The sequence below is a fragment of the Promicromonospora sp. NPDC057138 genome (genome assembly GCF_042670845.1).
Taxonomy (GTDB): Bacteria; Actinomycetota; Actinomycetes; order Actinomycetales; family Cellulomonadaceae; genus Promicromonospora.
This window is the reverse complement of sequence record NZ_JBHUUX010000004.1, coordinates 129756-153823: the sequence shown is the minus strand read 5'-3', so window position 1 is coordinate 153823 and position 24068 is coordinate 129756. Positions and strand designations below refer to the sequence as shown.

General features: G+C 71.0%; 21 protein-coding genes. 2 read left to right on the top strand and 19 right to left on the bottom strand.

The features are described from left to right. Positions 1-11: 11 nt before the first annotated feature. The 19 genes from ACFT2C_RS04660 to ACFT2C_RS04570 all read right to left on the bottom strand — a co-directional run bounded on the left by ACFT2C_RS04660 (position 12) and on the right by ACFT2C_RS04570 (position 20964). Positions 12-320 (bottom strand): DUF6112 family protein, encoded by a 309-nt coding sequence (locus ACFT2C_RS04660; protein ID WP_377205838.1) that lies wholly within the window; start codon positions 318-320, stop codon positions 12-14. Then, positions 317-1513, bottom strand: a complete 1197-nt coding sequence (locus ACFT2C_RS04655) for a M23 family metallopeptidase (protein ID WP_377205837.1) — start codon at positions 1511-1513, stop codon at positions 317-319. The genes ACFT2C_RS04660 and ACFT2C_RS04655 overlap by 4 nt, the downstream gene beginning before the upstream one ends. 15 nt (positions 1514-1528) lie before the next feature. After that, positions 1529-2293 carry a hypothetical protein gene (locus ACFT2C_RS04650; RefSeq protein ID WP_377205836.1) on the bottom strand — a complete coding sequence of 255 codons (765 nt, stop codon included), beginning with the start codon at positions 2291-2293 and terminating at the stop codon, positions 1529-1531. Position 2294: 1 nt separating this feature from the next. Then, positions 2295-3386 carry a ParB N-terminal domain-containing protein gene (locus ACFT2C_RS04645; protein ID WP_377205835.1) on the bottom strand — a complete coding sequence of 364 codons (1092 nt, stop codon included), beginning with the start codon at positions 3384-3386 and terminating at the stop codon, positions 2295-2297. Next, a complete protein-coding gene (locus tag ACFT2C_RS04640; protein ID WP_377205834.1) occupies positions 3379-4404 on the bottom strand; it encodes a hypothetical protein in 1026 nt (341 codons plus the stop codon). The genes ACFT2C_RS04645 and ACFT2C_RS04640 overlap by 8 nt, the downstream gene beginning before the upstream one ends. Next, on the bottom strand, positions 4404-4847 hold the full coding sequence (locus ACFT2C_RS04635; protein WP_377205833.1) for a hypothetical protein: 444 nt from the start codon (positions 4845-4847) through the stop codon (positions 4404-4406). Before ACFT2C_RS04635 ends, ACFT2C_RS04640 begins: the two co-directional genes overlap by 1 nt. Then, positions 4844-5623 (bottom strand): bifunctional DNA primase/polymerase, encoded by a 780-nt coding sequence (locus tag ACFT2C_RS04630; protein ID WP_377205832.1) that lies wholly within the window; start codon positions 5621-5623, stop codon positions 4844-4846. Before ACFT2C_RS04630 ends, ACFT2C_RS04635 begins: the two co-directional genes overlap by 4 nt. A gap of 296 nt (positions 5624-5919) precedes the next feature. Continuing rightward, on the bottom strand, positions 5920-8508 hold the full coding sequence (locus ACFT2C_RS04625; protein WP_377205831.1) for a hypothetical protein: 2589 nt from the start codon (positions 8506-8508) through the stop codon (positions 5920-5922). Between the two features lie 210 nt (positions 8509-8718). Further along, positions 8719-12573, bottom strand: a complete 3855-nt coding sequence (locus ACFT2C_RS04620; RefSeq protein WP_377205830.1) for a LysM peptidoglycan-binding domain-containing protein — start codon at positions 12571-12573, stop codon at positions 8719-8721. Beyond that, entirely contained in the window at positions 12570-13034 is a 465-nt protein-coding gene (locus tag ACFT2C_RS04615; protein ID WP_377205829.1) for a pilus assembly protein TadG-related protein, read from the bottom strand. The genes ACFT2C_RS04620 and ACFT2C_RS04615 overlap by 4 nt, the downstream gene beginning before the upstream one ends. Further along, positions 13031-13564, bottom strand: a complete 534-nt coding sequence (locus tag ACFT2C_RS04610) for a TadE/TadG family type IV pilus assembly protein (protein WP_377205828.1) — start codon at positions 13562-13564, stop codon at positions 13031-13033. Before ACFT2C_RS04610 ends, ACFT2C_RS04615 begins: the two co-directional genes overlap by 4 nt. Next, complete coding sequence (locus ACFT2C_RS04605) at positions 13561-14070, bottom strand: TadE family protein (RefSeq protein WP_377205827.1); 510 nt, start codon at positions 14068-14070, stop codon at positions 13561-13563. The genes ACFT2C_RS04610 and ACFT2C_RS04605 overlap by 4 nt, the downstream gene beginning before the upstream one ends. A gap of 64 nt (positions 14071-14134) precedes the next feature. Further along, entirely contained in the window at positions 14135-15040 is a 906-nt protein-coding gene (locus ACFT2C_RS04600; RefSeq protein WP_377205826.1) for a type II secretion system F family protein, read from the bottom strand. Next, on the bottom strand, positions 15037-15948 hold the full coding sequence (locus ACFT2C_RS04595) for a type II secretion system F family protein (RefSeq protein WP_377205825.1): 912 nt from the start codon (positions 15946-15948) through the stop codon (positions 15037-15039). Before ACFT2C_RS04595 ends, ACFT2C_RS04600 begins: the two co-directional genes overlap by 4 nt. Next, positions 15945-17546, bottom strand: coding sequence for a CpaF family protein (locus ACFT2C_RS04590; RefSeq protein WP_377205824.1), 1602 nt, complete (start codon positions 17544-17546; stop codon positions 15945-15947). Before ACFT2C_RS04590 ends, ACFT2C_RS04595 begins: the two co-directional genes overlap by 4 nt. Then, complete coding sequence (locus ACFT2C_RS04585) at positions 17543-18295, bottom strand: hypothetical protein (protein ID WP_377205823.1); 753 nt, start codon at positions 18293-18295, stop codon at positions 17543-17545. Before ACFT2C_RS04585 ends, ACFT2C_RS04590 begins: the two co-directional genes overlap by 4 nt. 95 nt (positions 18296-18390) lie before the next feature. Further along, positions 18391-19134 carry an SAF domain-containing protein gene (locus ACFT2C_RS04580; protein WP_377205822.1) on the bottom strand — a complete coding sequence of 248 codons (744 nt, stop codon included), beginning with the start codon at positions 19132-19134 and terminating at the stop codon, positions 18391-18393. Between the two features lie 37 nt (positions 19135-19171). Beyond that, positions 19172-19879 (bottom strand): hypothetical protein, encoded by a 708-nt coding sequence (locus ACFT2C_RS04575; RefSeq protein WP_377205821.1) that lies wholly within the window; start codon positions 19877-19879, stop codon positions 19172-19174. A gap of 266 nt (positions 19880-20145) precedes the next feature. Further along, positions 20146-20964, bottom strand: coding sequence for a hypothetical protein (locus tag ACFT2C_RS04570; RefSeq protein ID WP_377205820.1), 819 nt, complete (start codon positions 20962-20964; stop codon positions 20146-20148). A gap of 414 nt (positions 20965-21378) precedes the next feature. On the opposite strand from ACFT2C_RS04570, the gene ACFT2C_RS04565 reads away from it, so the two are divergent. Together ACFT2C_RS04565 and ACFT2C_RS04560 are read left to right on the top strand one after the other, a co-directional pair. After that, the gene (locus ACFT2C_RS04565; protein ID WP_377205819.1) at positions 21379-21792 is read left to right on the top strand and encodes a multiprotein-bridging factor 1 family protein; all 414 of its coding nucleotides are present in this window, start codon (positions 21379-21381) and stop codon (positions 21790-21792) included. Between the two features lie 133 nt (positions 21793-21925). Then, complete coding sequence (locus ACFT2C_RS04560) at positions 21926-23695, top strand: ParB N-terminal domain-containing protein (RefSeq protein ID WP_377205818.1); 1770 nt, start codon at positions 21926-21928, stop codon at positions 23693-23695. Positions 23696-24068: the final 373 nt, after the last annotated feature.

The window sequence follows — 24068 nt, the reverse complement described above, 5'->3', positions numbered from 1 at the left end:
GAGCTGCAGGGCTAGAGGGTGTTGCCGAGGTCGATGAGCCAGTTGGTCCAGGCCAGTGCCCCACCGGTCAGCACGGCGCCCACGACGGCGAGCAGCACTCCGGTGCGGGCCTTGGCGGTGACCTGCCAGCTGCCGACGGCGGAGGCGATGGCCCAGACGAACGCGCAGACAGCGAGCATCGCGATGGCGATGACCAAGGTGATGGTCAGGAAGGCCCCGATGACCGGATACAGGCCGCTGCCGGTCACCGCACCGAAGTCCGGCCCGACCCCTGCGAACAGGTTCGCGCCGGCGGCGACCGGTGATGTGGTGGTGGTCATGGTGTTGCCTCCGTCGGGCACGCCACGCTGGTGGCGGGCAGGACGGCCTGGCCGTCCAGGGTGGTGGGGGAGTGCGCGGCCAGCCACGGCTCGGGGTCGACGGCGTCGGCATGCGGGCCGCCGGGCCTGACCTCCAGGTGCAGGTGCGGGCCGGTGGAGCGCCCGGTCGAGCCGACCTGCGCGATCTGGGCCCCCGCGGTGATCGTGTCGCCTTCGGCCACGGTGATGGTGCCGTCGCTCAGGTGGAGGTACGCCGAGCCCACACGCTCGGCCCCGCTCGGGCCAGGGACAGTGTGGTCGAGGACGATCATGTTGCCCCCGGTCGGGCTGGTCTCCACGGACGCGACGGTGCCGTCGGCCAGCGCGAGCACCGGGGTCCCGGCCGGTGCGGCATAGTCCACCCCGGCATGCAGCCGGTAGCTCCCCGAACCTGCCAGGTCCCGCAGCCCGAACCCTGAGGTGCGGGTCCATGTATCGGCTGGCAGCGGGAACACCACCCGCGTCGTCGCGACCGGTCCACCCACTGGAGCGGGCGCGTCCGTGCCGGGTGAGGTCGTGAGCTTCTCGAGGATCCTGCGGGCGACGGGCTCGTACTGGGCGTACCGGTCGGGGTAGGCCGAGACCTCCACGGCCTGCGCCGCCGCGCCCAGGGGTAGGCGTTCCCAGTCGGGGATGTCGAGCAGACCGCGCGGTGACCCGTGGTTGGGACCGGTGGCGCTGCCGTAGAACGCGCGCGCTTGGTAGGTCGGGTCCATCAGCTCGGCGACGGTTCCCCACCCGGCCGCCGGCCGCATCTGGAACAGGCCGAGGCTGTCGTGGTCCTGCCCGGTCCCGTCATACGGGTGGGTGGTCGAGTCCGGGTAGGCGCCGGGGTTCGCCAACATCCGCAGGTGCGACTCGGTCAGCGCGGCCATCAGCGCGACCAGGATCCCGTCGCGTCCGACACCCTCCGTGCGCGACCCGATGGTGATGATGGTGGCGGCGTGCCCTAGCTGGGTCCGGTCCAAGGACACTGGGGTCCCGCCGGTGGTGGTCGCGCTCAGCTCCCGGGGCAGCGACCCGACCGGCCCCACGGCCGCGCCGCCGGACTCGCACCCGGTGCTGGGGGCAGGGGCCAGGAGGGCGTACGCCGACAGGGCGGTGGCCGGACCAAATAACCCTGCCAGCACGACGACGATCATCAGGACACGCATCACGGCCACCGGTTCTTAGTGCAGGGCCAGGCCGGGCGTGGACAGCCGCAGCAGATGGCACGTGTCGTGGGTCGGGGCGCACACCAGGAACACCGTGAACCGCACTTGCGAGCTCGCCGTGGCCGGCTCGCCGTCCCAGGTTCCGGCGCGGTGTCGCACCCCGGTCACGGTGCGTGCCGTCGTCCCCGCCCCCAGCGCGCCTTCCGGTGCCTGGGCCACCGCCTCACCCCACTGGGCCGGTTCGACGACGTCGGAGACCTCGATCCACTGGCGGGTTCGGTACTGGGCCAGGTGGGTCCAGGCCTGGTCGCTGGGCAGGTAGGTCCGTAGGTCGACCAGCAGCCCCGGGGTCTCCTCACCGGTCGGGTCCGCCACGACGAGCAGCCTTTCGGTCACGTCCGGCAGGCTTGGGCTGCTGGTGTCCCAGGTGAACACCGCCTCGGCCACGCCCCGGGCGAACACGTCGGGGTCCGACGAACGCGGGATCCCGTCGTCGGGAAGCCGGGTCTGGTCCAGCGTCCGGTCCGGCCGTGCGTCGGGACTCGGAGCGGTCGCCGTGGGCGCCACCGACGGTGCGTCGCCGGTCGGAGCCGCGCTGAGCCGGAGGGCCGCGGCGAGCGCGACGGCGGCCAGGAGAGCGAGGACCAGGCTCAGGATCCGGTGCCGGGTGACCCAGTACCGCGCGAGCGTCACCACGCCCTGCACGTCTGTGCCCGTCAGGCTCCGGCTTCTCCGGCTCCGGGCGGGCGGGTTCGAGCGTGGTGTAGTTGTGATGGGCATCTCAGGCTCCTGTCCGGTCTCGGCGTGCGGCCTGGGCCTGGTCGCGCGCAGCCCGAGCCGCGGCGGCGAACCGCGACGTCTGCTCCAGGACGTCCTCGAACGTCGTCCAGTCCTGCGCGTCGGCACCGGCGCCGACGTCGACCGGGTCGTAGTGCTCCCACCACCCGTCCAGGCCCGCCCACAGCAGTGCCCACGCTCGCAGCGAGTGCCGCCGCTTCACGGCCCGCCCGCCGTCGCTCGCGTCGGGCTCGCCGTCGGCGGGGTCCCTGGCGGGGCCTGTGGTGTGTTCGGGGTGGGTCAGGCGCTGGACTGCGGCAGCCACGACCTCGGCGACCTCGTCCTGGCTGACCGGCTCCACGCTCTGGGCCCGGGGGTCGATCGTGGCCAGCTCTGCCTTGACCTGGTCGTAGAGCGGGAACACTGATGCCCCGGTTCGGACCTGTTCGACGGCGTCGGCGGCCATGGTCCGGATCCGGTCGGGCTGCGTGTGGTCGTCGGCGATGTCCGACAGGGCCGAGATTCGGTCCAGGCGCTTGTAGGACGCCTTCCCGGTCACCATGCGCGCGGCCTGTGCCCGGGAGCGTTCCCGCGGGTCGTGCGGTGGTGGCAATTTGCCACCACCGTCGATGTCCACTTCGTCCCCCCGATCCGCGGGGGCGACGTCGGAGCTCGGCGTGGCCACCGTGTCGGAGCCGAAACGGGCAGCGGCCTGTCGGCGGGCGGCGTCCTCGGCCAGCAGCTGCTTGATCTCCCGGTACAGCTGCGCCGCCTCGACGTCGTCGAGGGGCTTACGCAGCTGTTCCTCGTCGCGTTCGGCCAGCACGGCCTGCAGCCGGTCCGAGATCCCGCGCCGCACCCAGGGGCGGGTCGTGGCCCACCCTAGGCGCTGGATCGCCATCAGGCGCCGGAACCCGCACACCAGCACCATGTCCGGGGTGACGGTAATCGGCTGGAGCAGCCCGAGCTGGTCGATGGAGGCAGCCAGGGCATCCAGGTCGCCCAGGTCCTGGCGGTGCCGGTCTCCGACGATGATCGAGCCCACGGCGACGTCCAGACGCAGCAGCCCCTCAGCGGTGCTCTCGGCCTCAGACATCGCACACCACCCTCAGAACGGGCCGCGCCGAACCGGCAGGACTACCGGCCGGACGGACCGGGCCGGTGGGCGGCGTGGGGCTGGCGGCGAGCAGGGCGCGCACGAGGCGGTCGTCGGCCAGCAGCTCGGTCGTACGCTGCCCGCGCATCAGCCGCGCCAGCAGCCCGTCCCGCACCGCGAGCGCGGGGTGGTGCGGGTGGCCGAGGACGACCGCGCACAGCGCGGTCCACTGCCGCAGCTCCAGGTCGAACCGGCCCAGGGCGTTCTTGTCCCGGCGCAGGTACTCGAACGCTCTCGCGGTGTTCCCGGTGATGGTCAGGCGTTCGGTGATGTAGTCCAGGCACCCGCGCGCCTCGGCCTGGTTCCAGCCGAACCCGGCCAGGACCTTGGCCGCGATGTCCAGGGCGGTACGGGCCTCGACCGGCGCGATCTGCGACGGACGCGACGACACCGTTATGTCGACAGCGTCGAGGTGGTCCAGCACGGCCGGGTCGACCGAGACGGTGTCCACCGATCCCGTTTCGGCCTGGAGGGTGTCGATGGAGCGGGCGCCGTCCAGCTCGTAGTCGGTGAACCGGGTCGCGTCGTGCTGGTCGGAGGTAAGCAGACGGCGGGCGCGGGACTGGTCGCACAAGAGCCCGTTGGCACGGTCTTCGGCCATCAGCGACAGCTGCACCGCCCGGGTCACGACACCCCACGGATCGGTGGCCTCTAGCGTGGCCGGGGCGCGCAGGACCTCGAACGCCGCGTAGGCGGCGTCCTGCGGGGTCTGCCGGTACTTCACGGCCAGCGCCCCGTACTTGGCCATGCAGTGCTCCAGGAGCTCGGTGGCGTCCGGGTCGGTGGCCCAGGCATCCGGTCCGTCGATGTGCAGGCGAATCAGCAGGACCCGCAGCCCCTCGCCGGTCGCGTTCAACGGCTGCTCGGCGTCTGGTTCCGTCGGACTAGCGGCTGGGGCGGCCACCGAGGCCTGGCTGGGCTTGGTGGTCGCATTTGTGGGGATCGTTGTCGTGGTCATCAGATGCCCATCCCTTCCGTGTCGTGCTGCGGACTCGAGGCCCGGGTCCGTCTACCGGTGCCTGGCGGTTCTTGTGTCGCGGCGGACGTCGTGCGGTTCCGAGTGGCCAGACCCTTGGCGGCGCGGGCAGCCTTCTTGGCTGCGGCGGTGGGGCGGTCCAGGGCTCGGCGGATCAGGGCGGCGTGCAGGGAGACGCCCCGGGCCAGGACTCGCCCGGTCAGCGCGGTAGGCAGGTCCCCGGCACGGATCCACGTGATCTGCGGCTGGTCTCGCTTGGGCTGGACCGGGGCCTTCGCCGGCCGGGTCTTGCGACGGGTGGTCGTGTCGTCGAACGCGGCCGGGTTCGTACCGGGCGACGCCGGAGCGCTCGGCCGGGCCGGCTGTGAGCGCGGGCCATGGCCCTGCTGCGGTTGGTGCTGCGGGTAGGGGGATCGGGGGTTCACAGGCTGACCTCCTCAGTAGGGCGACGGCGTGAACCGTCGGAGCTGGTCATCGGATCGGGGCGAGTCAGAGCCCGAACACCAGAGATGGCGGCGCGTGTGGCCGGAGCGGGCGCCGCTCGAGCCCCGCGGCCCGCGGGTGCGGCCGGTGCCAGGGCGGGCGAGGCGGGCTGAGCCGGGGAGGGCGCCAGGTGGCGGTTCGGGGCGAGCGCGTCGACCGTGGCCGCCGGCGTGCGGGCCGGCCTGATCAGCTGGTAGCGCGCGACAGTCCCGTCGGGCCGCTGGACCAGTGACGGTGGCACCACGACGTACCCCCGGTCACCGTGGAACGCGACACCGGACCCAGGTGCGGCCCAGGACCACTGGGCGGTCTGCGGTGAGTGGGGGAAGAACAGGTGCAGCCCGCCCGACGGGGTTGTCATCACCAGGCTGGGCCGGGGCAGCAGGCTCGCACGCACGGCGCCCCGTACCTGGTCGAGGCCGGCACGGCTCTCGCGGGTGAGGTGGACCTCGAGGACATCGAGCCCGGAGGCGGCCCCGGTCGGGACGGCGATGTTGGCGGTCGGGTGCTGGGTCCACCACCACTCCACCCGGTCCGGGGCTGATGATCCGACCCTCGGGCCGCCGACGTCGAGGGGACGAGCGCTGCCCTGGACGCACGGGAAGACCGGCACACCCGAGGCCGCGAGCTCCCGCGCCGCCTCGGCGTTGCCTGGGGCGCGGGCGGCGCGGCGCAGGGCCGTCAGCGGCGCCAACTCGAGCTCTTGCGTGGTGTCCATGCCTCGACCCTGAGGATCGACCGCACGCTCTGCGCTCACCACCAGGCCTGCACACAGCAGGTGTGCGGGGCGTACATGCAGGTCAGGTCACGCACACCAACTCGTCGCAAGCCGGAGTACCTGAGGGGTTGACGCCATCTGCCTCAGGCAGGCATTGAGAAGCAGCACCAGCAGGTGTGCGGTGGGTCGCGGCGCTGCCCACCGTGGTTGCGGGCGGGTTGGTCCGCTCTCGGCTCCTCGGCCGGAGGCAGGAGTGCGCCTCAACCGTCGTCCGTGGGCAGGGTGTGTGGCAGAAGCTAGGCGGTCGCTCGCAGTGCTGCTATTTCTCGTCGAAGTGCCTGTGCCTCGTCGGTGCGCCCGTTGGCGTCCAGGGCGTGGGCCACGGCGAGCAGGACGGTGGTCAGGGACTGCGCGACGGGACGCAGGTTCTCGGGTCTGGTCTCGTGGGTTCGCCAGTCGACAAGGCGTGCGGCCTCTCGTGCCAGCGGCAGCGCGTCGGTCGGGTGCTGCAGGGTCAGCTGCAGGGTGATCAGGCCAGCGAGGGATTCGGCCAGGGCCATCGACGCGCGACGTCCGGGGCGTGCGGCGGCCAGGTCGCGGTGGATCGAGACGGCCTCCTGGTAGCAGGCTGCGGCCTGCTCGGCGTGGCCGGCGTCGCGGTAGGCGGTCGCGGTCTGGCGCAGAGACCGGCCCAGGCCCGCGGTGTGGCTTCCTGGGGTGGCCTGGTCCAGCTCACGAAGGATCTGGACGGCCTGCAGGCCCGGCTCGATGGCCTCGTGCGGGCGGGTGGCGTTGACCAGGCAGGAGCTCAGGTCGGTCAGTGCTCTGGCCAGGAACACCAGGTCGCTGTCGGGGTTGTCCTGAGCCAGGACCCTCCGGATGGCCACGGCCCTGCGGATCGAGGGGAGAGCCTGAGCGGCCTGGCCGAGCATGTTCTGGGCGATGGCGAGGTTCATCAGGGAGCGCGCCAGGTGGGGGTTGGTCTGCTCCGGCTCGCTGTGAGCGAGCTGCTCGTTGATCTTGACCGACTCACGCAACGGGGCGATGGCCAGCTCGGGCCGTCCGGCTTCGTGGTACCGGGCACCGAGGTCGCACATGATGCGTGCCCGGTAGGGCAGGCGGTTGAGCCGGTCGGTCCGGGGCAGGTTCAGCTCGATCTGCACCGCCTCCAGGGTCGGGGCCAGGGCATCCTGTGGTTCCCCGAGCTCGGACAGCACGACCCCGAGGTAGCGCAGCGAGGCGCCAAGCAACGGCTCGTTCTTGCCTGGTTCGGCCGCGGCCAGCGTGCGCCGCAGGACGATCGCCTCGCGCAGCGGGTCGAGGGCTTCGGTGGGCCGGCCCAGGCGGAAGCGACGCTTGGCGATCTCGTGCAGCGCCCAGGACCGCCCGGCGACGTCCGCGGGGTCGGTCAGGTCCAGGATCCGTTCCAGCAAGCCCAGGCTGGGCTGGGTCAGTACCTCGGACGGGTGGGGGATGACTTCCGAAACTGACCGCAACAGCTCGACGTCGTCGGGCAGACCACCGATGGCCCGGTCCAGCAGACCTAGGGCGCGGGTACGGATGTCCTTGTCGGAAAAGTGGTCGGCCACGGCCCGGGTCAGCACCGCGACGGTGTTGCGGGCTTCGCGGTCGGCCAGGCCGTCCAGCAGGGCCGCGGCCAGCGCCGTCGAGGCGGTCAGCTCGTTGACCAGGTGCAGTTCGGCCATGCGGTCCGGCTGCAAGGTCCCGATCCAATGCTCCGGACCGCGCGGCGGGTACAGGTCACGCAGCCAAGCCAGCACCTTCGGTGTGGCCACGGCCGAGTCGAGACGTGCAAGAACCTGGCGGGCCTCGGTCTCGTCCCCCGGCGAGGTCAGGTAGATGGTCGCGACCACGCGCCCCAGCAGCTGCGTGGTCAGGCCGTCGGGACCGTCCAGGAGTCCGGCGTGCTCGGCCGTGCCGATCCAGTGTCGTTGCTCGTGCCCGAGCAGGTCGGCCAGCACGCCGGCGACGTCCACGTCGAGTGGCTCGTTGCGTCGTGCTCGTAGGACCGTGACCAGGCTCGCCGCGTGCAGGTCCAGGATCCTGCCGCTGCCGCGACCCGTGATCCGCACCGGTGGGGTAGGGATCCCGAAGTGGTGGGCGAAGGCTGCCGCGGCGTCGTCGAGGATCTGCTGGTCGGTGGCTTCGGTGTCGATGCGGTAGGGCAGCTCGGAGCCGTCGTAGGCGCCCTGGACCATCGCTCGCACCCGCGGGCTGCCCACGGTCAGGCGTTTCCACCACTCGCCGGCGCTGCGTGCGAGCAGCAGGACGTGCACGCCGTCGGGGTCGGTGGCAACCTGCCGCACCAGGTCGTCGATCTGGTGGCGGGTGTCGGCGTAGTCGACGACGAGCAGGACCGGCCGGTCGGTCGCGCCACGGACCTTGGCCAGGATCGTGGCCTCTTGCTCGTCGCCTACCACGACACATACCCATCCCAGGTCGCTCATCCGCTCCCGCAGCTCACTGGCCAGGCGGCTCTTGCCCACACCGCCGGGACCGGTGATCAGGCGGAACGGCTGGCCCTTGCCCAGGCACCACTCGACCAGAGCGTCCAGCTCCACGGCCCGGCCACGGAACGGGACGACCTGACGATCGGGGGCCAGCAGGGACGAGGGCCCGTCCGCGTCGTGGGGCGGGACGGACGACTCGACCACGGCCCGGCGGTTCATGCGGGTCCGCTCACGGTCGGTCCACCACCGCCTCACGAACGGCATCGCCGGTGAGGCGCACGCGGCGACGAACCCCAGGACCGCCAGCCATGGGGCGCTGCCCTCGGCCAGCGCAAACACACCCGCACCGACGGCGACAATGCAGCCCGCGACCAGCCACCACCACGGCCGCGTCCGTACCCGCACCCCTCCCATAGGAGATATCTACGTGAATCGGACGCCGAATGCAACGGAACCATGAAAATGCGGTGTAATTCAGGTATCGCAAGGTTCATGAATTCGCATGTTGGTCAGTTGTGGTGCCCCCCGGGCGTCATACGAGACGCGCTGAGGCTTTCCGCGCTGGCGACTCGCGTGCCGTCGAGCTGTATCAGCAGCCGTGTCAGCCAGCGGCAAACCTCGCGGTCAGGCTCGTGGCTTGGGTGTCGGCATGATGCCTCGCCGCGTGGTGATCTGGCGGGTGCGTTCGGGCGGGTCGGGTGGCGGCCACTCGTCGTCGGTGCGGTCGTAGATCTCCTCGGCCAGGCGTTTGCGGGCCAGCTCTGCGTGCCCGGTGAGGTACTGGATGGTGATCTCGTCCAGGCGTGCGGTCTCGTCGTCGGGGTTGGCCTGCCGGCCGACCTGGGCAGCCCACCGGGCCTGGTCGATGTCGTCCTCGGCCATGGCCCGGGTGCACACCAGGTGGGCGACGTCGCCGATCATGGCAGCCATGGTGTGGTCGAGTCGGTCCCCTTCGAACAGCCAGGTCCATCCCCGGGTACGGGTCTTGTCGAACGGGCGGCCGCGCACGAGCCTCAGCGCGGTTATCAGGTCGTCGATGCCGTCCGCACCCCGCGCTCGGGCGCGGGAGTGCAGGCGCTGGAACAGGTCGACGTCGACCAGGAGCCCATCGACCTGGTAGGTGGGAACGCCGGTGGCGGCGAACGCGGCGGTCTGCTTCGCATCGGGTACGTAGGGCCGCCGGGTGGCCGGGTCGGTGCCGAGCCAGGCCCGTACCCCGGTGACCAGTGAGCGGGCGCGGCCCGGTTTGATCGCGAAGTCCTCGGCCAGCTGGGCCCCGGTGACGCCGGCCGAGTGCAGGGCGAGGTAGGCGAGCGTCTCGACGTGCAGGGCCTTGAGCCGGGCCGCCTGTTCGGTGATCTGGCCGTACGCGGTCGCGGTCACCGGGCCCAGCAGCATCAGCCGGGGCCGGCGGTGCGAGTCCGGGTCGAACCACGCGGCCACGTCCCGGTCCAGGTCCGGGTCAGTGTCGTGCACTGCCCGGGCAGGCGCCGTAGCGGCCACTGGTGCGAGGGCGGCGACGTCCTCGGTCGTGGTGGCGGCGGCCTCGACATAGTGGGCGGTCGGGGCGGGCAGGAGCGACCACGGACCGGCCGGCGCCTGCGGATCAGTCGGCCGACCCTCAGCTTTCCGCGCCTCAAGCGGAGCGGCCAGCACGAGCCCCGCGTGCGCGGGTTCCTCCTCTGCCGACTCCTTCACTGCCGAGTCGGCCGGGATGGTTTGCGCCGGGACGAGTCCGGCAGACCCGAGACCGGCATCGTCGGCAGCAGGCGAGGAGCGCTTCCCGCTGTGCGGCGATGCCGGGCCGCCGGGTGCGGGGGCGGGCTCGTCGACCGGCGCCACGGCGGCGGACACTGGACCGGTCATGGCGCGGGTTACGTCGACGATGGCGACCGACGCGGCCAGCTCTTCGTCGGTGAGCCCGACAGCAGCCAGGTCCCAGCCAAGCCTGGGCACGTGCAGCCGGCCGCCCGCGACGTCGAGCACGAGCCCGGCATGATCCGGCTGTGCGGCCTGCTCGGGTGCCGTGCCAATGACGTGGTCGGTGACGTGGTCGAGGACGACTGCCGCAGCGCCCAAGCGCCTGTCGGTGTCGACCAGGTTGGTGATCAGGCTGTTCAGCGCGGACCGGGTGGTCGGTCCGATGCCGGGGGCGGCGATGACGGCGTGATACCAGTCCGGGCCCTGGGCGGCCGACTGCCGAGCACCACGGACGGCCTCGTTGACCTCGCTCACGCACGCGAGCGTGTCGTAGTCGTCCATGCGGTCGTGGTGGTGTTCCAAAGTGGAGAGCCCGGTGACCTGCCAGCCGGTGGCCAGGGCGTGGACGGTCGTGTTCTCCGCCCAGGGGTGCAGCAGGAGCTCGGCGGCGACGTACCGCCCAAACGCAGCCACCGAATCCGGGTCACCGGTCACGGTCACTGTCCGGGCTTGCTCCAGGTCCAGCAGCCACGTGTGGCCGTCGGCGTCCATGCCGACGGTGACCAGTAGCGGGTAGGGCGCCAGCAGGTCATCCGTCTCGGCCGGTGCCGTCGACAGCGGGGCGGCCCACCGGGTACCGGAACCGACCCAGGGCAGCGGCAGGTCCATCGGCTCGGCCAGATGCGCTACGGCGTCGGTGCCGGTGAGCTCGACAGCGACCAGGGCAGGCTTGACACCGGCAGGGTCGTCCAGGCGCGGCCCGGCAAGGGCACGCAGGAGCCGGTCCAGAGCGTCGATGTCGCCGACCCAGGCCTGCCCGGTGACCCGGATGGTCCGTTCGACCGGCACGGTGTGCGCGGGCGCGGGCGTGATGCGGTGGCCGGGACGCCGGTAGCGCCACTGGGCGGCGCGGTGGCGACGCACCGCGACCAGGAGCCCGGCCGCGAGCATCGCACCGGCCCCTGCTAGTCCCGGTAGCAGCCATGCCGGCCCCACGATCTCGCTGCTGTCCTCCTGGTCCAGGTCGACCGGCGCGGGGTCGGTGAACTGCCCGTCCTGGGTGCGCCTCGGCTCAGGTGTGCGCTCGAGGTCGGGCGTGGTCGCCGGGCCGGGCGCCCAGGGGTTGGTGTGCGGCACGGACTGCTCGGTGTGCGGTATCGACAAGGGCGGGTCCGGGGTGCGCACACCGTCGCGCACACCCTGGTGTGCGGGCGTCGGGCCGGGGGACGGGTCGCCCGCCTCAGGGGAGCTCTCGGGATTGACGGTGATCACGCGGTCGGGGGCGGCGCCAACTGAACGCCGCTCGCTCCGGTCCTGATCGGAGCCTGTACCTTCGCTGCCGTCGAGCGCGGCTGTGCCAGGGCGGGCTTCACCATCCGGGGACCCGGGACCGGAATCACGTGGGGGGTTGTTCTCGGAAATTGCGGGCCCCGGCGCCGTCTGGTCGTGATCGCGGTCGGTCGTCGGGGCGGGAGCGTCCTGCGCCGCCGTTTCCGCCGCGTCCGCGTCGGTTCTGGCAGTGGCGGTGGGGTTGGTGTGGGATGGGGCGGGGGTGATGGCGGGGATGGTGAGCCGCCAGCCGGGCTTGATGCGGTTCGGGTCGTTCAGCCGCCCGCCGTCGGCTTGCACGGTCTGGCTCGAGGCGCGGACGATGTCGGGGTAGCGGTGCGCGTCGCCGAGCTCGTCGAGCGCGATCTGCGACAAGGTGTCGCCACGACGGACCACGTAGTTGGCTGAGCCGGAGTCCTCGTGTGATTCCACCGTGTGCGCGGTCGTCTCGGGACGGTCCGCGGGCTCCGCTTCGCGGTCGCCGTCGGTGGTCTCCGGGGCGGGCAGGCGCAGGACGGTACCCGGATCGAGGAAGTCGGGCTCGCCGGCCAGGACCGCCCGGTTGAGGTCGATCAGCTCGGTGAACCGCATCGGGTCTCCAAGGTGCTGGTCGGCGATGGACCAGAGGCTGTCGTCCTCGACCACTGTGTACAGCACCGTCGGGGCCGGCCGAGGCGTCGGGGCTCCCTCGCCCGCCGGGCGCTTGGCATGGGCGCGAGTGTGCGGCGTGCTCGCCTGGTCTGCGTTGGCCTGGGTGGTGGTGTGCGGTGCGGTCTGGGTGTGCGACGTGGCCGCGTCGGCGGGTGTGTTCGCCAGGGCCGGCGGGACGGAGACGACGAACAGCAGCGACGCTGTCGTCACCAGGCGCCGCGCCAGACCGCGTGGCAGCCCGAGCAGGCGTGGTAGGCGCAGCCGGCCGGTTACGGCGATCAGCTCCAGGACCACGGTCAGGGTGAGGTACGCCCAAGCGGTCCAGATCACGGCACCCACCAGGATCAGGACCAGGGTGGCGCTGACGGGGCTGGTCAGGATCAGCCCCAGGTCGTCCCACCCGAAACCCGCGGGCAGCAGACGGTGGCGTGCCATCTCCAGCACGACCGGAATCCCGGCCACGAGCAGCAGCAGCCCGACCGTGGCCGCCAGTCCCTGTAACCGGTCGACCGTCGTGGGCCGCACACCTGGGTGTGCGGTGCCCGTGCGGGTAGATGGGCTGGTGGGTGGAGTTGTCACGAGCTTCCTCCCTGCTCAGTTCCGGCCAGCGTGCGCACCAGGCGTGCCGTGGCGGTGCCTGTGACCTGCTTCGACCCCGTGATCGATCCGACGATCGGCGACTGGTAGGTGTCCGTGACGGTCACGGTGATCCGGGCATCGGCCACGGTGATGCTGCCCGCGACCCCTGTAGTGGTCAGGTAGGCCTGGGCAGCGGCGCGCGCGGCGTAGGGGTCGACGGTCAAGGTCTGGGACCCGGACGTCGGGCCTGCCGAGCTGAGGGCGATCTGCTGCCCACCGGTGCGGGCGGCCTGGGCGGCCAGGTCGTTGGCCCGTTGCTGCGCGTGCAGGGTCCCGCCGAACTCGACGACGAACGCCGCACACATCAGCAGGGTGCCCACCAGGACGACCAGGAACGGCAGGACCGACCCCTCTTCATGCCTAGGGGCGTGAGGACGGTCGGTGGGGACGGGTGGGGTCATCGTGATCTCCAGGTGTCGACCGGTGAGGACACGGACGACTGGATCGTCAACGGCGGCCCGACCGGGACCCCGAGGCGGGCCGGGTCCAGGCGGCAGGTGACGGTGGCGGTCACCGCGGCCGGCTGCCCGGGCGGCGCCATCAGTGCGGTCGTGTCCACGGTGGCGTCGGTGGCCGTGCAGCGCAGGTCCTGGTTGGCCAGCGTCATGGACGCCGCGGTGTACGCGTCGGTCTGAGCCGCGGGCGCGGTGCGGGCCAGGGACGCGGTGCGGGCGGCATCGGCGGCCGCGGACTGCACGGACTGTTGCGCCAGCGCATACGAGGCACCTACCAAGACCAGCCACCCGAGCAGCATGATGGCCGGGAAGGTGACGACGACTTCGATCGCCGCGATGCCGGCCTCCCGCCGGCAGGGGGCTGCCCATCTGCGGAAACGGCGCGGTCGGGCAGACCAGTGGTCCGAGCATCGTGGCGTGGTCGTGGTCGTGGTCGTGGTCGTGATCGGGTTCGTTCGTGCGGTGGGTCGTGTCATGGTGTCCCCGTGTCGACGGGAGCGGTCAGCCGCTCGACGGGCATCGCGGCCGTCTGGGAGATGCTCAGGCCCCCGCCGCTCACCAGGGACTGGGTGGTCCCGGTCAGGGTGACCGTGGCGGTGGTCTCGGTCCTGGTGACGCTCGCGCGCGGGCCCTGCAGGAATCCGCGTCCGGCGGTGCCGGCGAACTGGACCGCGGCGGCCTGACCGGCCTGGGCGGTGCCGCCCTCGGCCGCGGCGACGCGTGCGCCTTCGCTGGCGGCGGCGATCGCGACCTGCCGCCCGGCGAACCACACGGTCCCTTGGACGACGCCGATGATCAAGAAGAGCACGATCGACAGCAGGATCGCCGTCTGGATTGCCGCCTGCCCGGCCTCCCCGTTCCCGGCCCGCCTGCGACCCGTCGTCGCGTGTTGCTGGGTCACGGCGGTGCTGGGGACCGCGGCGGCGCGCCAGAACCGGTCCGGGGCGTAGTCCGGGTCCGGCGAGCGCGGTGGTGCGGTCACATTGGGCACGTGGGGGCCTTTCTCCTGAGGACTCCTCACCGGGAGTCGTCGTCGGTGTCAGGTGTCACACGGGGGTCAGGAGCCGCATGACCGAGGGCGCCAGAAGCAGAGCGAGGAAGGTCAGGGCCATGACGGCGCCGGAGGCGCTCATGCGTACGGCGATGGCGTTGGCGGCGGCCAGGTCCTGGTTGAGCAGGGCGTTGCGTTGCGCCTTGGCGCTCTTGCGCAGGTTGTCGTAGATGGCGGTGTTCTCCGTGCCGGACTGCTCCAGGGTCTCGGCCAGGTCGTGCAGCTCCGTGACACCGATCTGGTCGGCCAGGTCTTTAAGGGCGTCCCAGGGCCGCACCCCGGACAGCCGGGTCTGGGCCAGGGTGGCGGCGATACGGTTCAGGGCCCAGGAGCTGGTGCCCGCTGCGGCATTCTCGATGGCATCAGGAACACCGGAGCCGCTCTTGCGGCGCTGGGCGAGCTGGCTGGTGTACAGCGAGAGCGCGCGGCGGAACTCGGTGCGGGCCTTGGTCGCCTTGTCGGCCACGGTGTAGTGCGGGATGTGGAACATCGCCACGGCCAGCAGCACCGCGCCGAATGCCGGGACCGTGAACGGGACCTGCATCCCCAGCACACCGAGTCCCGTCGTCAGCAGGGGTGCGACGAGGACGCCCATCACCGCGCACACCAGCTGCTCTCCGTAGAACCGGGTGGGCGGGATACCCAGCAGGGCCAGGTCACGCGATGGTGTGCGCAGCCACAGCTGGTCGGGCAGGGTGTCGCGGGCCCACCGGCCCAGGCGGTCGGTGCTGCTCGGCGCCGGCGCGTCGGGAGTGCGCGTGCGTGAGGGGTGGGTGACAGGTGCCAGGCGGGTCAGGGCGTCGGCCAGGTCGACCTGCCGGGGCCAAAGCCACGCCACGACCAACGCCAGGGCCAGCGCGAGTGATCCGCCGGTCAGACCCGCCCAGACCATTCCGGTCATGAGGTGCCTCCTGTGCCTATGGGGGCGCCCGTGGATCGCGCGGCGGCGGGGCTGCTGGGGGCGAAGAGGCGGGCGGGCCCGGGGCCGTTAGACATCCGGTTGAACAAGAACAGGGTCAGAGCGAACAGGCCCGCCAAGACGAGGAACACCAGCTGGCCCAGCGGTGTGCGGTACGGCTCGATGTAGGTGCCGTTCAGCAGCATCACGACCACGGTCCCGACGCTGATCACGGTCAGCCAGGTCGCCGTGGCCCGGTAGGTTGCGCGGCTGGCCTCGACCTCGCGGCGGGCGCGGACCTGGTCGGCGACGTCGTCGGCCAGATCGTCCAGCACGGTCGCCACTGGGCCACGCAGTTCTACGGCGGTGGCCAGGGACTGCGCCACCATGTCCGCGGTGGGGTCGGCCAGGTCGTCGGCGAAACCCAGCAGCGCCGCCGTGGGATCCCAGCGCGACTCCAGACGCCCGGCCAGGGCCCGGACCTGAGGGGCGATCGGGACCGGCGCGGTCCAGGCGCTCAGTATCAGGGCGTCCTCCAGGCCCTTGCCGGTCGTCAAGGACCCAGCCAGGGACCGGGTCCAGTCCCGGATCGCTTCGAGGCGTGCGATCCGCTCGGTCTGGGCATGGTTGGACAACATGGCCGGAACACCGACCGTGATCACTGGCCCGACAACCACCAGCAAGGGCCAGCCGGTGAACAGCCAGGCGATCAGCCCGGCTCCGACCCCGACCACCAGCAGGACCCGAGTACGGCGCGGCATCCGCACGAACGCCGCCCGGGCCCGGCGGGCCAGCCCGACGCGCTGTGGCCGGGCGACCTCGGGCCGTTTCCGGGGTGCCGGGATCAGGGCGTAGACCAGGCCGGCCAAACCGCCGGCGATCAGCCCACCCGACAGTGCGGCGATGATCATGACCGTACCCCCGGACTCGACCCGGCATGCCCCGCCGCCAGAGCCTGCGTGAAGCCGTGCAGGTCGAACCCGAGAGCCTCTAGCTCCTTGTACTCGCGAGGTATGAACGCCGGGGAGGCGGTGCCGTCCGGCCCGGGCGCGAAGATCGGGGTCGTGGCGTACCCGGTCTCGCGCTCACCGGGGGCGACGGTGATGATCTCGGCGACCCGGCGGCGTGCCGTCTGACTGGTGGTGTCGTAGGACAGGTCGATGTGCACGATCAGGTCGATCGCGTGGGCGAGCTTGGAGGTCGCCAGCTCGTGGGTGACCTGTACCTCGCCCTCCATCGCGCAGGTCACCAGTTTCCGGATCGCCGCGATCGCATGGGTGGCGTGGGTCGTCGACAAGGACCCGGTGCCCGACTCCATCGCCTTGATCATCGGCCACACCTCACCGCCGCGGACCTCGCCCACGATCAGCCGCGACCGGTTGTACCGGAAGGAACGCCACAGAGCCTCGCTCATCGTCGACTCACCGGCCTGTCGCCCATCCGGACCGAACTCACCCGACCCCGGCCGGGACTCCCACGCGATCACGTTCGAGCGCAGTTCGTGCAACCCGAGCTCGTACACGTCCTCGAATGTCGCGACCCGCTCGCCAGCCGGAATCTGGTCACACAACGCGCGCATCAGGGTCGTCTTGCCCGCGCTGGCCGCCCCGGAGACCACGATCGACTTGCGGGCACGAACAGCGGCGGCCAGGAACGAGGCCGCCACCGGAGACAGCATTCCCAGCTCCACAAGCGTGTCCAGGGTGACCTGGACCAGGCGGTGGCGGCGGATCACCACCACCGGCTGGTCGGTTACCCACGCGCTGCCGGCCAGGCGTGCACCGTTTTTGGGCAGGCGTACGTCGACGTACGGGTTGTGCTCGGAGAACGGGCGAGCTCCCGAGGCGGTGCGTGAGGCGATGTCCTGCACCAGTCTGATCAGTTCCTCGTTGGAGTCAGCGACGGGGTCACCGGTCACCCAGGTGCCGTCCGCGAGCTGCAGCTGGACGTTGCGGTGGCCGTAGATCTCGATGTTCTCGACCTGATCGTTGTCCAGCAGCGGCTGCAGCCGACCCATGCGGAACAGGGCGTTGAACACTGCCTCTTTCAACGCGTCCCGTTGCGCGGCCGTGAACTGCGGTCTGCCGTCGTTGCGCCGATCGGTGGATGCCTGCCTGACCAGCCGGTTGATGGCTTCCCTTCCGGCCTCCTCCCGCACTAGGTCGTCGGTGCCGGGCTCGAACTGCTTTCCCTGCTCGTCGGAGACCAGCGTGCGCAGCTTCGCCACCAGCGACCAGTCCACCGGCACCGACCGGGCCACCACACCCTGGGCCGTGGCGTCGCTTGGCGTGGCAGTGGACCAGGCCGGGTCTACTGGTCCGGACCGAGAAGCGCTCCCCCCAGCCCGACCGCGGGCCATGCCGTCGGTCTCAGGCTCGCCGCCACCGACCCAGGGGTTGGCCGGGTGACGCGCGTTGGGCGGAAGGTCGTACGGCACGGGGCGCGTGAAGTAGGGCAGCGCCGCCGGGTCCGTCTCCGACACTGGGCGATTGCGCGGTTCCGTGGTCATGACTGCTCCCGTCGCCGATCAGCCGCAGCAGCCCAGACCGACGCGGGACCTGCGACCCCGACCTGCCCACGGCCCGGCACGGCCTCCGGCTCGGTGGTCGGTGCTGCGGATGGCGTCGCGATGGCGACCTGGGCGCGGAGTGCATGCGCCGTGGTGTGCAGCGAACGCGCGAACGCGCCCTTGTGGAACCGGGGCCGGGGGGTGGCGCCTTGGTGATACACCGCCGCGTCCTTCGGCTGGAGAGGGATGGACCCGGCCAGTGGCAGCCCCAGATACTTCGCTGCTCCGCTCGCGGAGTAGGGACGGCCCGACCCGACCACCAGAAGGCCTGAGCGCCGCCACGGGCTCGTGCGTGCGACCAGGTCGGCGTGCGAGCGGGTGGCGGCCATTGCCGGAAGATCGGTCCGGGTCACCAGCAGCGTCAGGTCCGCCCGTTCCAGCAGCGCCTGTGGTGATTCGGCCATCCCGAGGCGCCCGGCGTCCACGATCACGTCCTGCCCCGTGGCGTCCAGGCCGGCCAGCGCCTCGGCCAACGGCTGCCACAGGCCACGCAGTTCCCGGGCCTGGAGGTGCGACCGCGCCCCGGGCACGAATCGGACCGTGTCACCGATGCCGATGGCCACCCGGTCCAGCACCTCACCGACAGGTTCTGCAGCAAACGCGACGTCCAACAGGCCCATGTCGTGGTCACGGGCTCCCTGGAACCACCCGGCCAGGATCGCTGACCCGCCCACGGGGTCTGCCTCCACCAGCACGACTGGACGCGGCCAAGCCACTGCCAGTCCGAGCGCCGTCGTGGTCACGCCAGGCGACCCGGACGCCGAGCACAACGCGATGACCGCCATCAGTCCTCACCGCCAGCCGGTGAGTCGCTGGGGTCACCGGATCTCCCAGTCGACTCGCCAGTGCCCTGGTCGGTCTCGTCCGTCGTGCTGGCCTCGTCGTCCAGCTCGCGGGAGTCCAGCACGAGCGTGACCTTCCCGGCAGCGGCCTCGGCCGCCAAGGTGATCGCGTCCTCGTGGGAGACCAGGATGTCGACCACGGTCTGCCCGTCCGGGGCGGGTGGGTTGACCGCGACCACCTCGGCCTCGTGGAAAGTCGGAGTCTGCTCGCTCGCCGGGTCTGCGGAGGTGACCACGGCGCGCACCCGGTCCCCGGGCAGCAGCGCAAGGCCCGGTGCGGCCGGTGGCGGCAGCACGATCCCGAGCACCGACATCCCCGACGGCGGCATCAGCTCCTGGGTCACGGCACCGGGGGTGAGTGCGGTCCCGGCCGCGACGTCCCACGCGGCCCGCTGTCCTACCACCTCCGCCCGCGCACCGGCACCCACCAGGTCGAGCGCCACGTCTGAGCCGACCTGTGCCTCGGTCAGGTCCTCGGCCTGGATCACGGAACCGCGCACGATCGTGTCCCGCGCCACCAGCACCGTGCGCGTATCGGTCAACGTCGCCCACAGCACCACGGCACCCAGCACACCAAGACCGACCGCGGCGATCATCACCACCGCCAGCACGGGTCGGCGCTTCAGCTTCGGCGGCGCGAGCCGTGCTCCTGCTGACGGCGGTCCTTGCATGGTCGTGCTCGTCATCTCCACTACCCCCTTGCCTGCCTCACCTGCTGGCCTGTCAGCTCACGAGGACCTGTGCCTCGCCCACCGAGACCTGGACGCTGCGCGAGAGCCCGTCCAGATCCAGGGACCCGGACTGGCCCGCGCCCGTCCAGTCCACGACCCACTCGCTGGTTGCCGTGACGGTGTACCGCTGCCCGGGCTCGTACCCCGACTCGCGGGTGTAGGTGTGCCCGCAGTCGGGCGACGCCGCCATGCCGTGGTCCGCCGTGTACGGGGTGCCCGGGCCTGTACACACCACCTGGGTGCCGTCGCCCATCTCCCACACGATCCGCTCCAACCGCGCAGTCGCGGTCACCGTCACCGACCCCGCCGACGCCGTCCGCGTGATCGGACCCGTCGTGTGCTCACCGGGATCCTGGACCCACAGCCACATCGGCTGGCCCACGACCCCCGCGCCGTCCGGCGATGGAGACATGCCGATCTCGATCGCGCGCAGGTTCATCCGCTTCACTGCGATCTGCGCAACCTCACCCGGCGCCGGTCCGACGTCGGCTGCCGCTGGTGGATCGGCCAACCAGATGCCGCCCAACGGGCCGCCGAACTGCGTGTAGCAGAAGTAGATGGCTCCCCCACCTGGCGAGTGCCCGTCCCACTCTGACGCAGTGGCCGGCGGCTGAGGATCGATTGGAGAAGGGCTCACGTAGCAGTTCAGCCGGTTGCTCCAGATGCCGTACTCGGAGGTGCACGGAACGGGCGCCTTCATGTCGTAGGTGAACTTCCCCTCGCCCTCCCAGACACATGGTGAGCCGAGACCGGTGCTGCCGGACTTCCTCGTGCCGGACGCCGGCTGAGCAGGGTCGGACGAGGACCTCTCCGTCGCAGCAGCAGGCTCTGCGCCCGGGTCAAGGGCCGTGATCAAGCAGTCGGTGGCGACACGGCTCAGCACTTTGCACCGTGGGTCCGCCACCACCTCCGGGATCACAGCCCAGACCAAAGCCATGGCGGCCGCGAGTGCTACGACGGCACCTCTCAGCCCGCGCACGGCGCCTTCTCCAATGTCTCAAGGGAAGCGACTCGCCACCCGCCCGTCGGGTCAGCCTCGTAGTCGTAGTTCGCGACCTGGAGCCGTTCCCACCGGCGGTCCGGTCGGCTGGAACTGATCACTGACGTCCCGCTGGCGTCAACCAGATCGACGTCGCCGACGTCGTAGCAGACATCCACCTGGACGGTAGGAACCAGGCCCGCCGTCGGGTCGGAGTTGTCCAGGCTTACCGACTGCACAACGAGATCCGCGATCTGGGTGCTACCTGTCTGGTGCCAGTTCTCGTTCCGCCACTGCTCGAGCTCTTGCTGCCGGATGTCGAGCTCGACGCTCGTGGCGACGCGCTTGAGCCTCGACAGCGGTGCCTTTGGGTCGCCGCCGAGCTGGTCGGCCAGCGCGTAGTACTCGCGCGTGAGTTCCTCGGCATGCGTTCGCGCGAGTGCCTTCGGATCGGTCGGGCTGGGCGACGGCGATGCGGAGACCGCCGGAGACGGCACCGTCGCGGAGGAGGTCGGTGTCGACGAGGACACGCCTGGGCTCGCCGTGCATCCGGCGGCAAGGGCGAGCAGGAACGTCGCGGTGAGAAGAGGTCGTGTGGTGCGCATGCTTAGGAGCCTGCCTCCCTCCACGCACCGCTCGGACGGCGCGCAGTGGTCTCCGACAAGGTCAAGAATGTCGCGCGGGTGAAAACCGGGGGAAACCATTACCTCTGATCGGGCGCGATTGCGCAAGGCAATTGGCGTGCCTGTTACGCGCGTGAAACACGGACCATAAGGCTCGGGCGGGGATTTCGTCGTGGTGGTCACGTCCGAAACCGTGGCAGGTCACCGCACCTTCTGCGCACACCAGCCGAGCCGCACACCATGGTGTGCGGTGGTATCGGCGCAGGTAATGGTGCGCACACCAACCCATGCCCTCAATGGTGTTGGTAAGGGCTCGCGGATTCGCGAGCGCCTATTTGGACAATTGTCCAAATGCGCGCACACCATAGGTGTGCGCGTGCGGATCTCGGCGGCACCGCGAATTCACCATGCGAAATCATGTGGTCGTTGCCGAGTGGAAGTACGCACACCGGCGTCGGGCCACGGCGCGCGTGCAGGGTCCGCCGGTCTTCCGCGAGCACTAGCATCGAGTCCGCCCGCCGGACGACCTCCGGACGGCCGTGGCTGGGTGGAGGTGGCCGGCCGCGAGTGACGCACTCAGGACGAAACGGGGAGCTGATGGGCGTGCTGGAGGGCAGGATGACGGGCAGTGAGGTCTGGTGCGCGAGGGACGAACTCGGGCTGGACCGAGCGGATCTTGCACGGCTGCTCGGAAACGACACCGCCACGATCCGGGACTGGGAGCGCGGCAAGACCTTTACCCCGGTGCGGCTCGCCGCCCAGATTGAGGAGGTCGAGGCGCTTCTGAAGAGGGCCACCGAGAGCGCTGTCGAGCGCCTTGTCGCCGAGCTGCGTGCGATGCCGCAGCCGCGAGTCGTGGTGTACGCGGAGAACGAGCGGCCCCAGGACGGAGACGTGGCGCGGTTCGGGGTGCGCTGGTGGCGCCACGTCGCGAACAGGGGCAAGGCACAGGTGCCTGGAACGAGAATCGGTACTCTCGCGGAGTTCGACTCCATGGATCATGAAGCGTGAGCAAGGAGAGTAAAGGCTCAGATTGATGCGCGATTTGAAGCCGTTTCAAGTGGCTCGGACGCCTTTGGTGCCATAGAATTGCGGTACAGGCCCGGGGAATAGCCCCAGGTCAGGACGGCAGAAGGAGCCGACCATGTCTGTAAAGTCAGAGAACAAGAATGTCGAGAAGCGGGCCGGAAACAGCCCCGACGCGAAGGTCGAATTCGGCCTCCTCGACCCCCGCACGCTGTTGGTCGAGACCAACGTGCGCGCCGAGGTGAACCTCACGCCCCGGTTCCTCAAGACCATCCGCGAGGACGGCGTGCTGACGCCGATCCTGGTCCACCGCACCGAGCAGGGCCTGCGGGTCCGCGCCGGGCAACGCCGCACGCTGGCCGCCGTCGAGGTCGGCCTGGAAGCGATCCCGGCGATGATCGTGCAAGGTGACGAGGACCAGGTCCGGCGCCTGCGCGAGCAGCTCGTGGAGAACGACGACCGTCAGAACCTGCGGCACGCCGAACGCGTCGACGCGTTCTACCAGATGTCCCTGCTCGGCGTCCCCACGGTGGAGATCTCCAACGCCACCGGGCACAGCACGACCGACGTGAACGCCGCCCTCAAGATCGCCAAGACGAAGAAGGCCAAGGCCGTACAGGCCAAGTACGACCTCACCCTGGACCAGGCCGCCGTCCTGGCCGAGTTCGAGAACGACACCGACGCCGTCAAGGCCCTGACCGAGACCGCGATCAAGAACCCCGGCAACTTCGCCCACGCTGCGCAGCGGCGACGCGACGAGCGCGACGCTGCCGCCCGGATGACCGAGGCGGTCAAGGGCCTGGCCGAGGCGGGGATCAAGCAGATCACCAACTGGTCCAAGGAGGTGCACGACAACCATGCCGCCCGGGAACTGCACCAGTTGCAGACCGGGGATGGGAACACCCTGAGCCCCGAGGCGCACGGGCTGTGCCCACACCGCGCGGCCTTCCTGAGCACGCGCTATAACGGCGAGATCCAGACGGGGCACGTGTGCCTGGACTACAAGGCCGCCGGGCACAAGCTGAACCGCTCCAACCCCAACGACACGCGCACCGAGCAGGAGAAGGAGGAAGCCCGGGCCGAGCGTGCCGAGGTGATCGCGAACAACAAGGCCTGGAAGTCGGCCGAGACGGTGCGCCGCCAGTGGCTGGCCGATTTCGCCAAGCGCAAGACGACGCCGAAGGACGCCCCGGTGTTCCTGGCCGAGACGATCATCGGGGACGCGTACAGCATCGAGAAGGCCAGCGAGAACGTGCACGACCTGGCGCGCGAGTGGCTCGGCCTGAAGACCGGAACCGGGCTCCGCGGCAGGCAGCCGCTGTACGACTTGATCGCCAAGTCGACCCCGGCGCGCGCCCTGCACATCTCCCTGGTCCTGGCGCTGGCCGCGATCGAGGCCCGCACGGGACTGCACACCTGGCGTCGACCTGCCTGCGAGGAGCGCTACTTCCGCGCCCTGGAAGCCTGGGGTTACACGCTGGCCGACGTCGAGCAGATCGCGCGCGGACCAAGGGAGACCCCGGCCCAGCCTGCGAAGCAGGCCACCCCGGCGAAGCAGAAGCAGACCCCGGAGCAGGCCGTCACCCCGCAGGCGGAGCCTGCGCTGTCACCGGCTGCTGCGGCCGAGGCTTCGGAGCAGGCCAAGCCGAAGGCCGCCAACACCCCCAAGGCGGCCTCACCGGCCAACCGGGAAAGGCGCCCCAGCAACACGCCCGGGGACGACAACGACAGCGTGAACCCGGCCAAGAGCCAGCCCGCGACCAACACCCCCAAGGGCACCGGCACCGTCCCCAGCCGCGCCAGGACCAAGTCGGAGTCAGCCAAGCCGTCCGTGAACCCGGGAACGGCGACAGCGCCGAAGCACACGCCGGAGCCAGCAACGGTCTGAACCTGGTAGTTCTGACCGCGTAGCACCGGAGCCAAGAGGTCGCCATCCCCGTTCGGGGGTGGCGACCTCTTGGCGTGCCCCGGGGGGAGGGAAGGACAGTCGGAGCCGACGGGGACCCCCCCCGCATCTCTTCGCGCCCCCGCCTCCGGCCCACCCAGCCTGCTCCCCACCGCCTGCTTGCCTGCCACCGATGCCGCCGTCGTCGTACACCCGCGACCGCGATCACCGGGCCCCGCGCCGTCCCGGTCGCGCCGCGACCTACGCGGCCGGAGCGGGCGCCGCGTACCCGGCCAGCCGGGCCTCCCTTGGCGAAGGGAACACACCTAATGCACAAGCCGTGAGCGGGGGTCGCCGAGGCGACCCGGAACAGCCC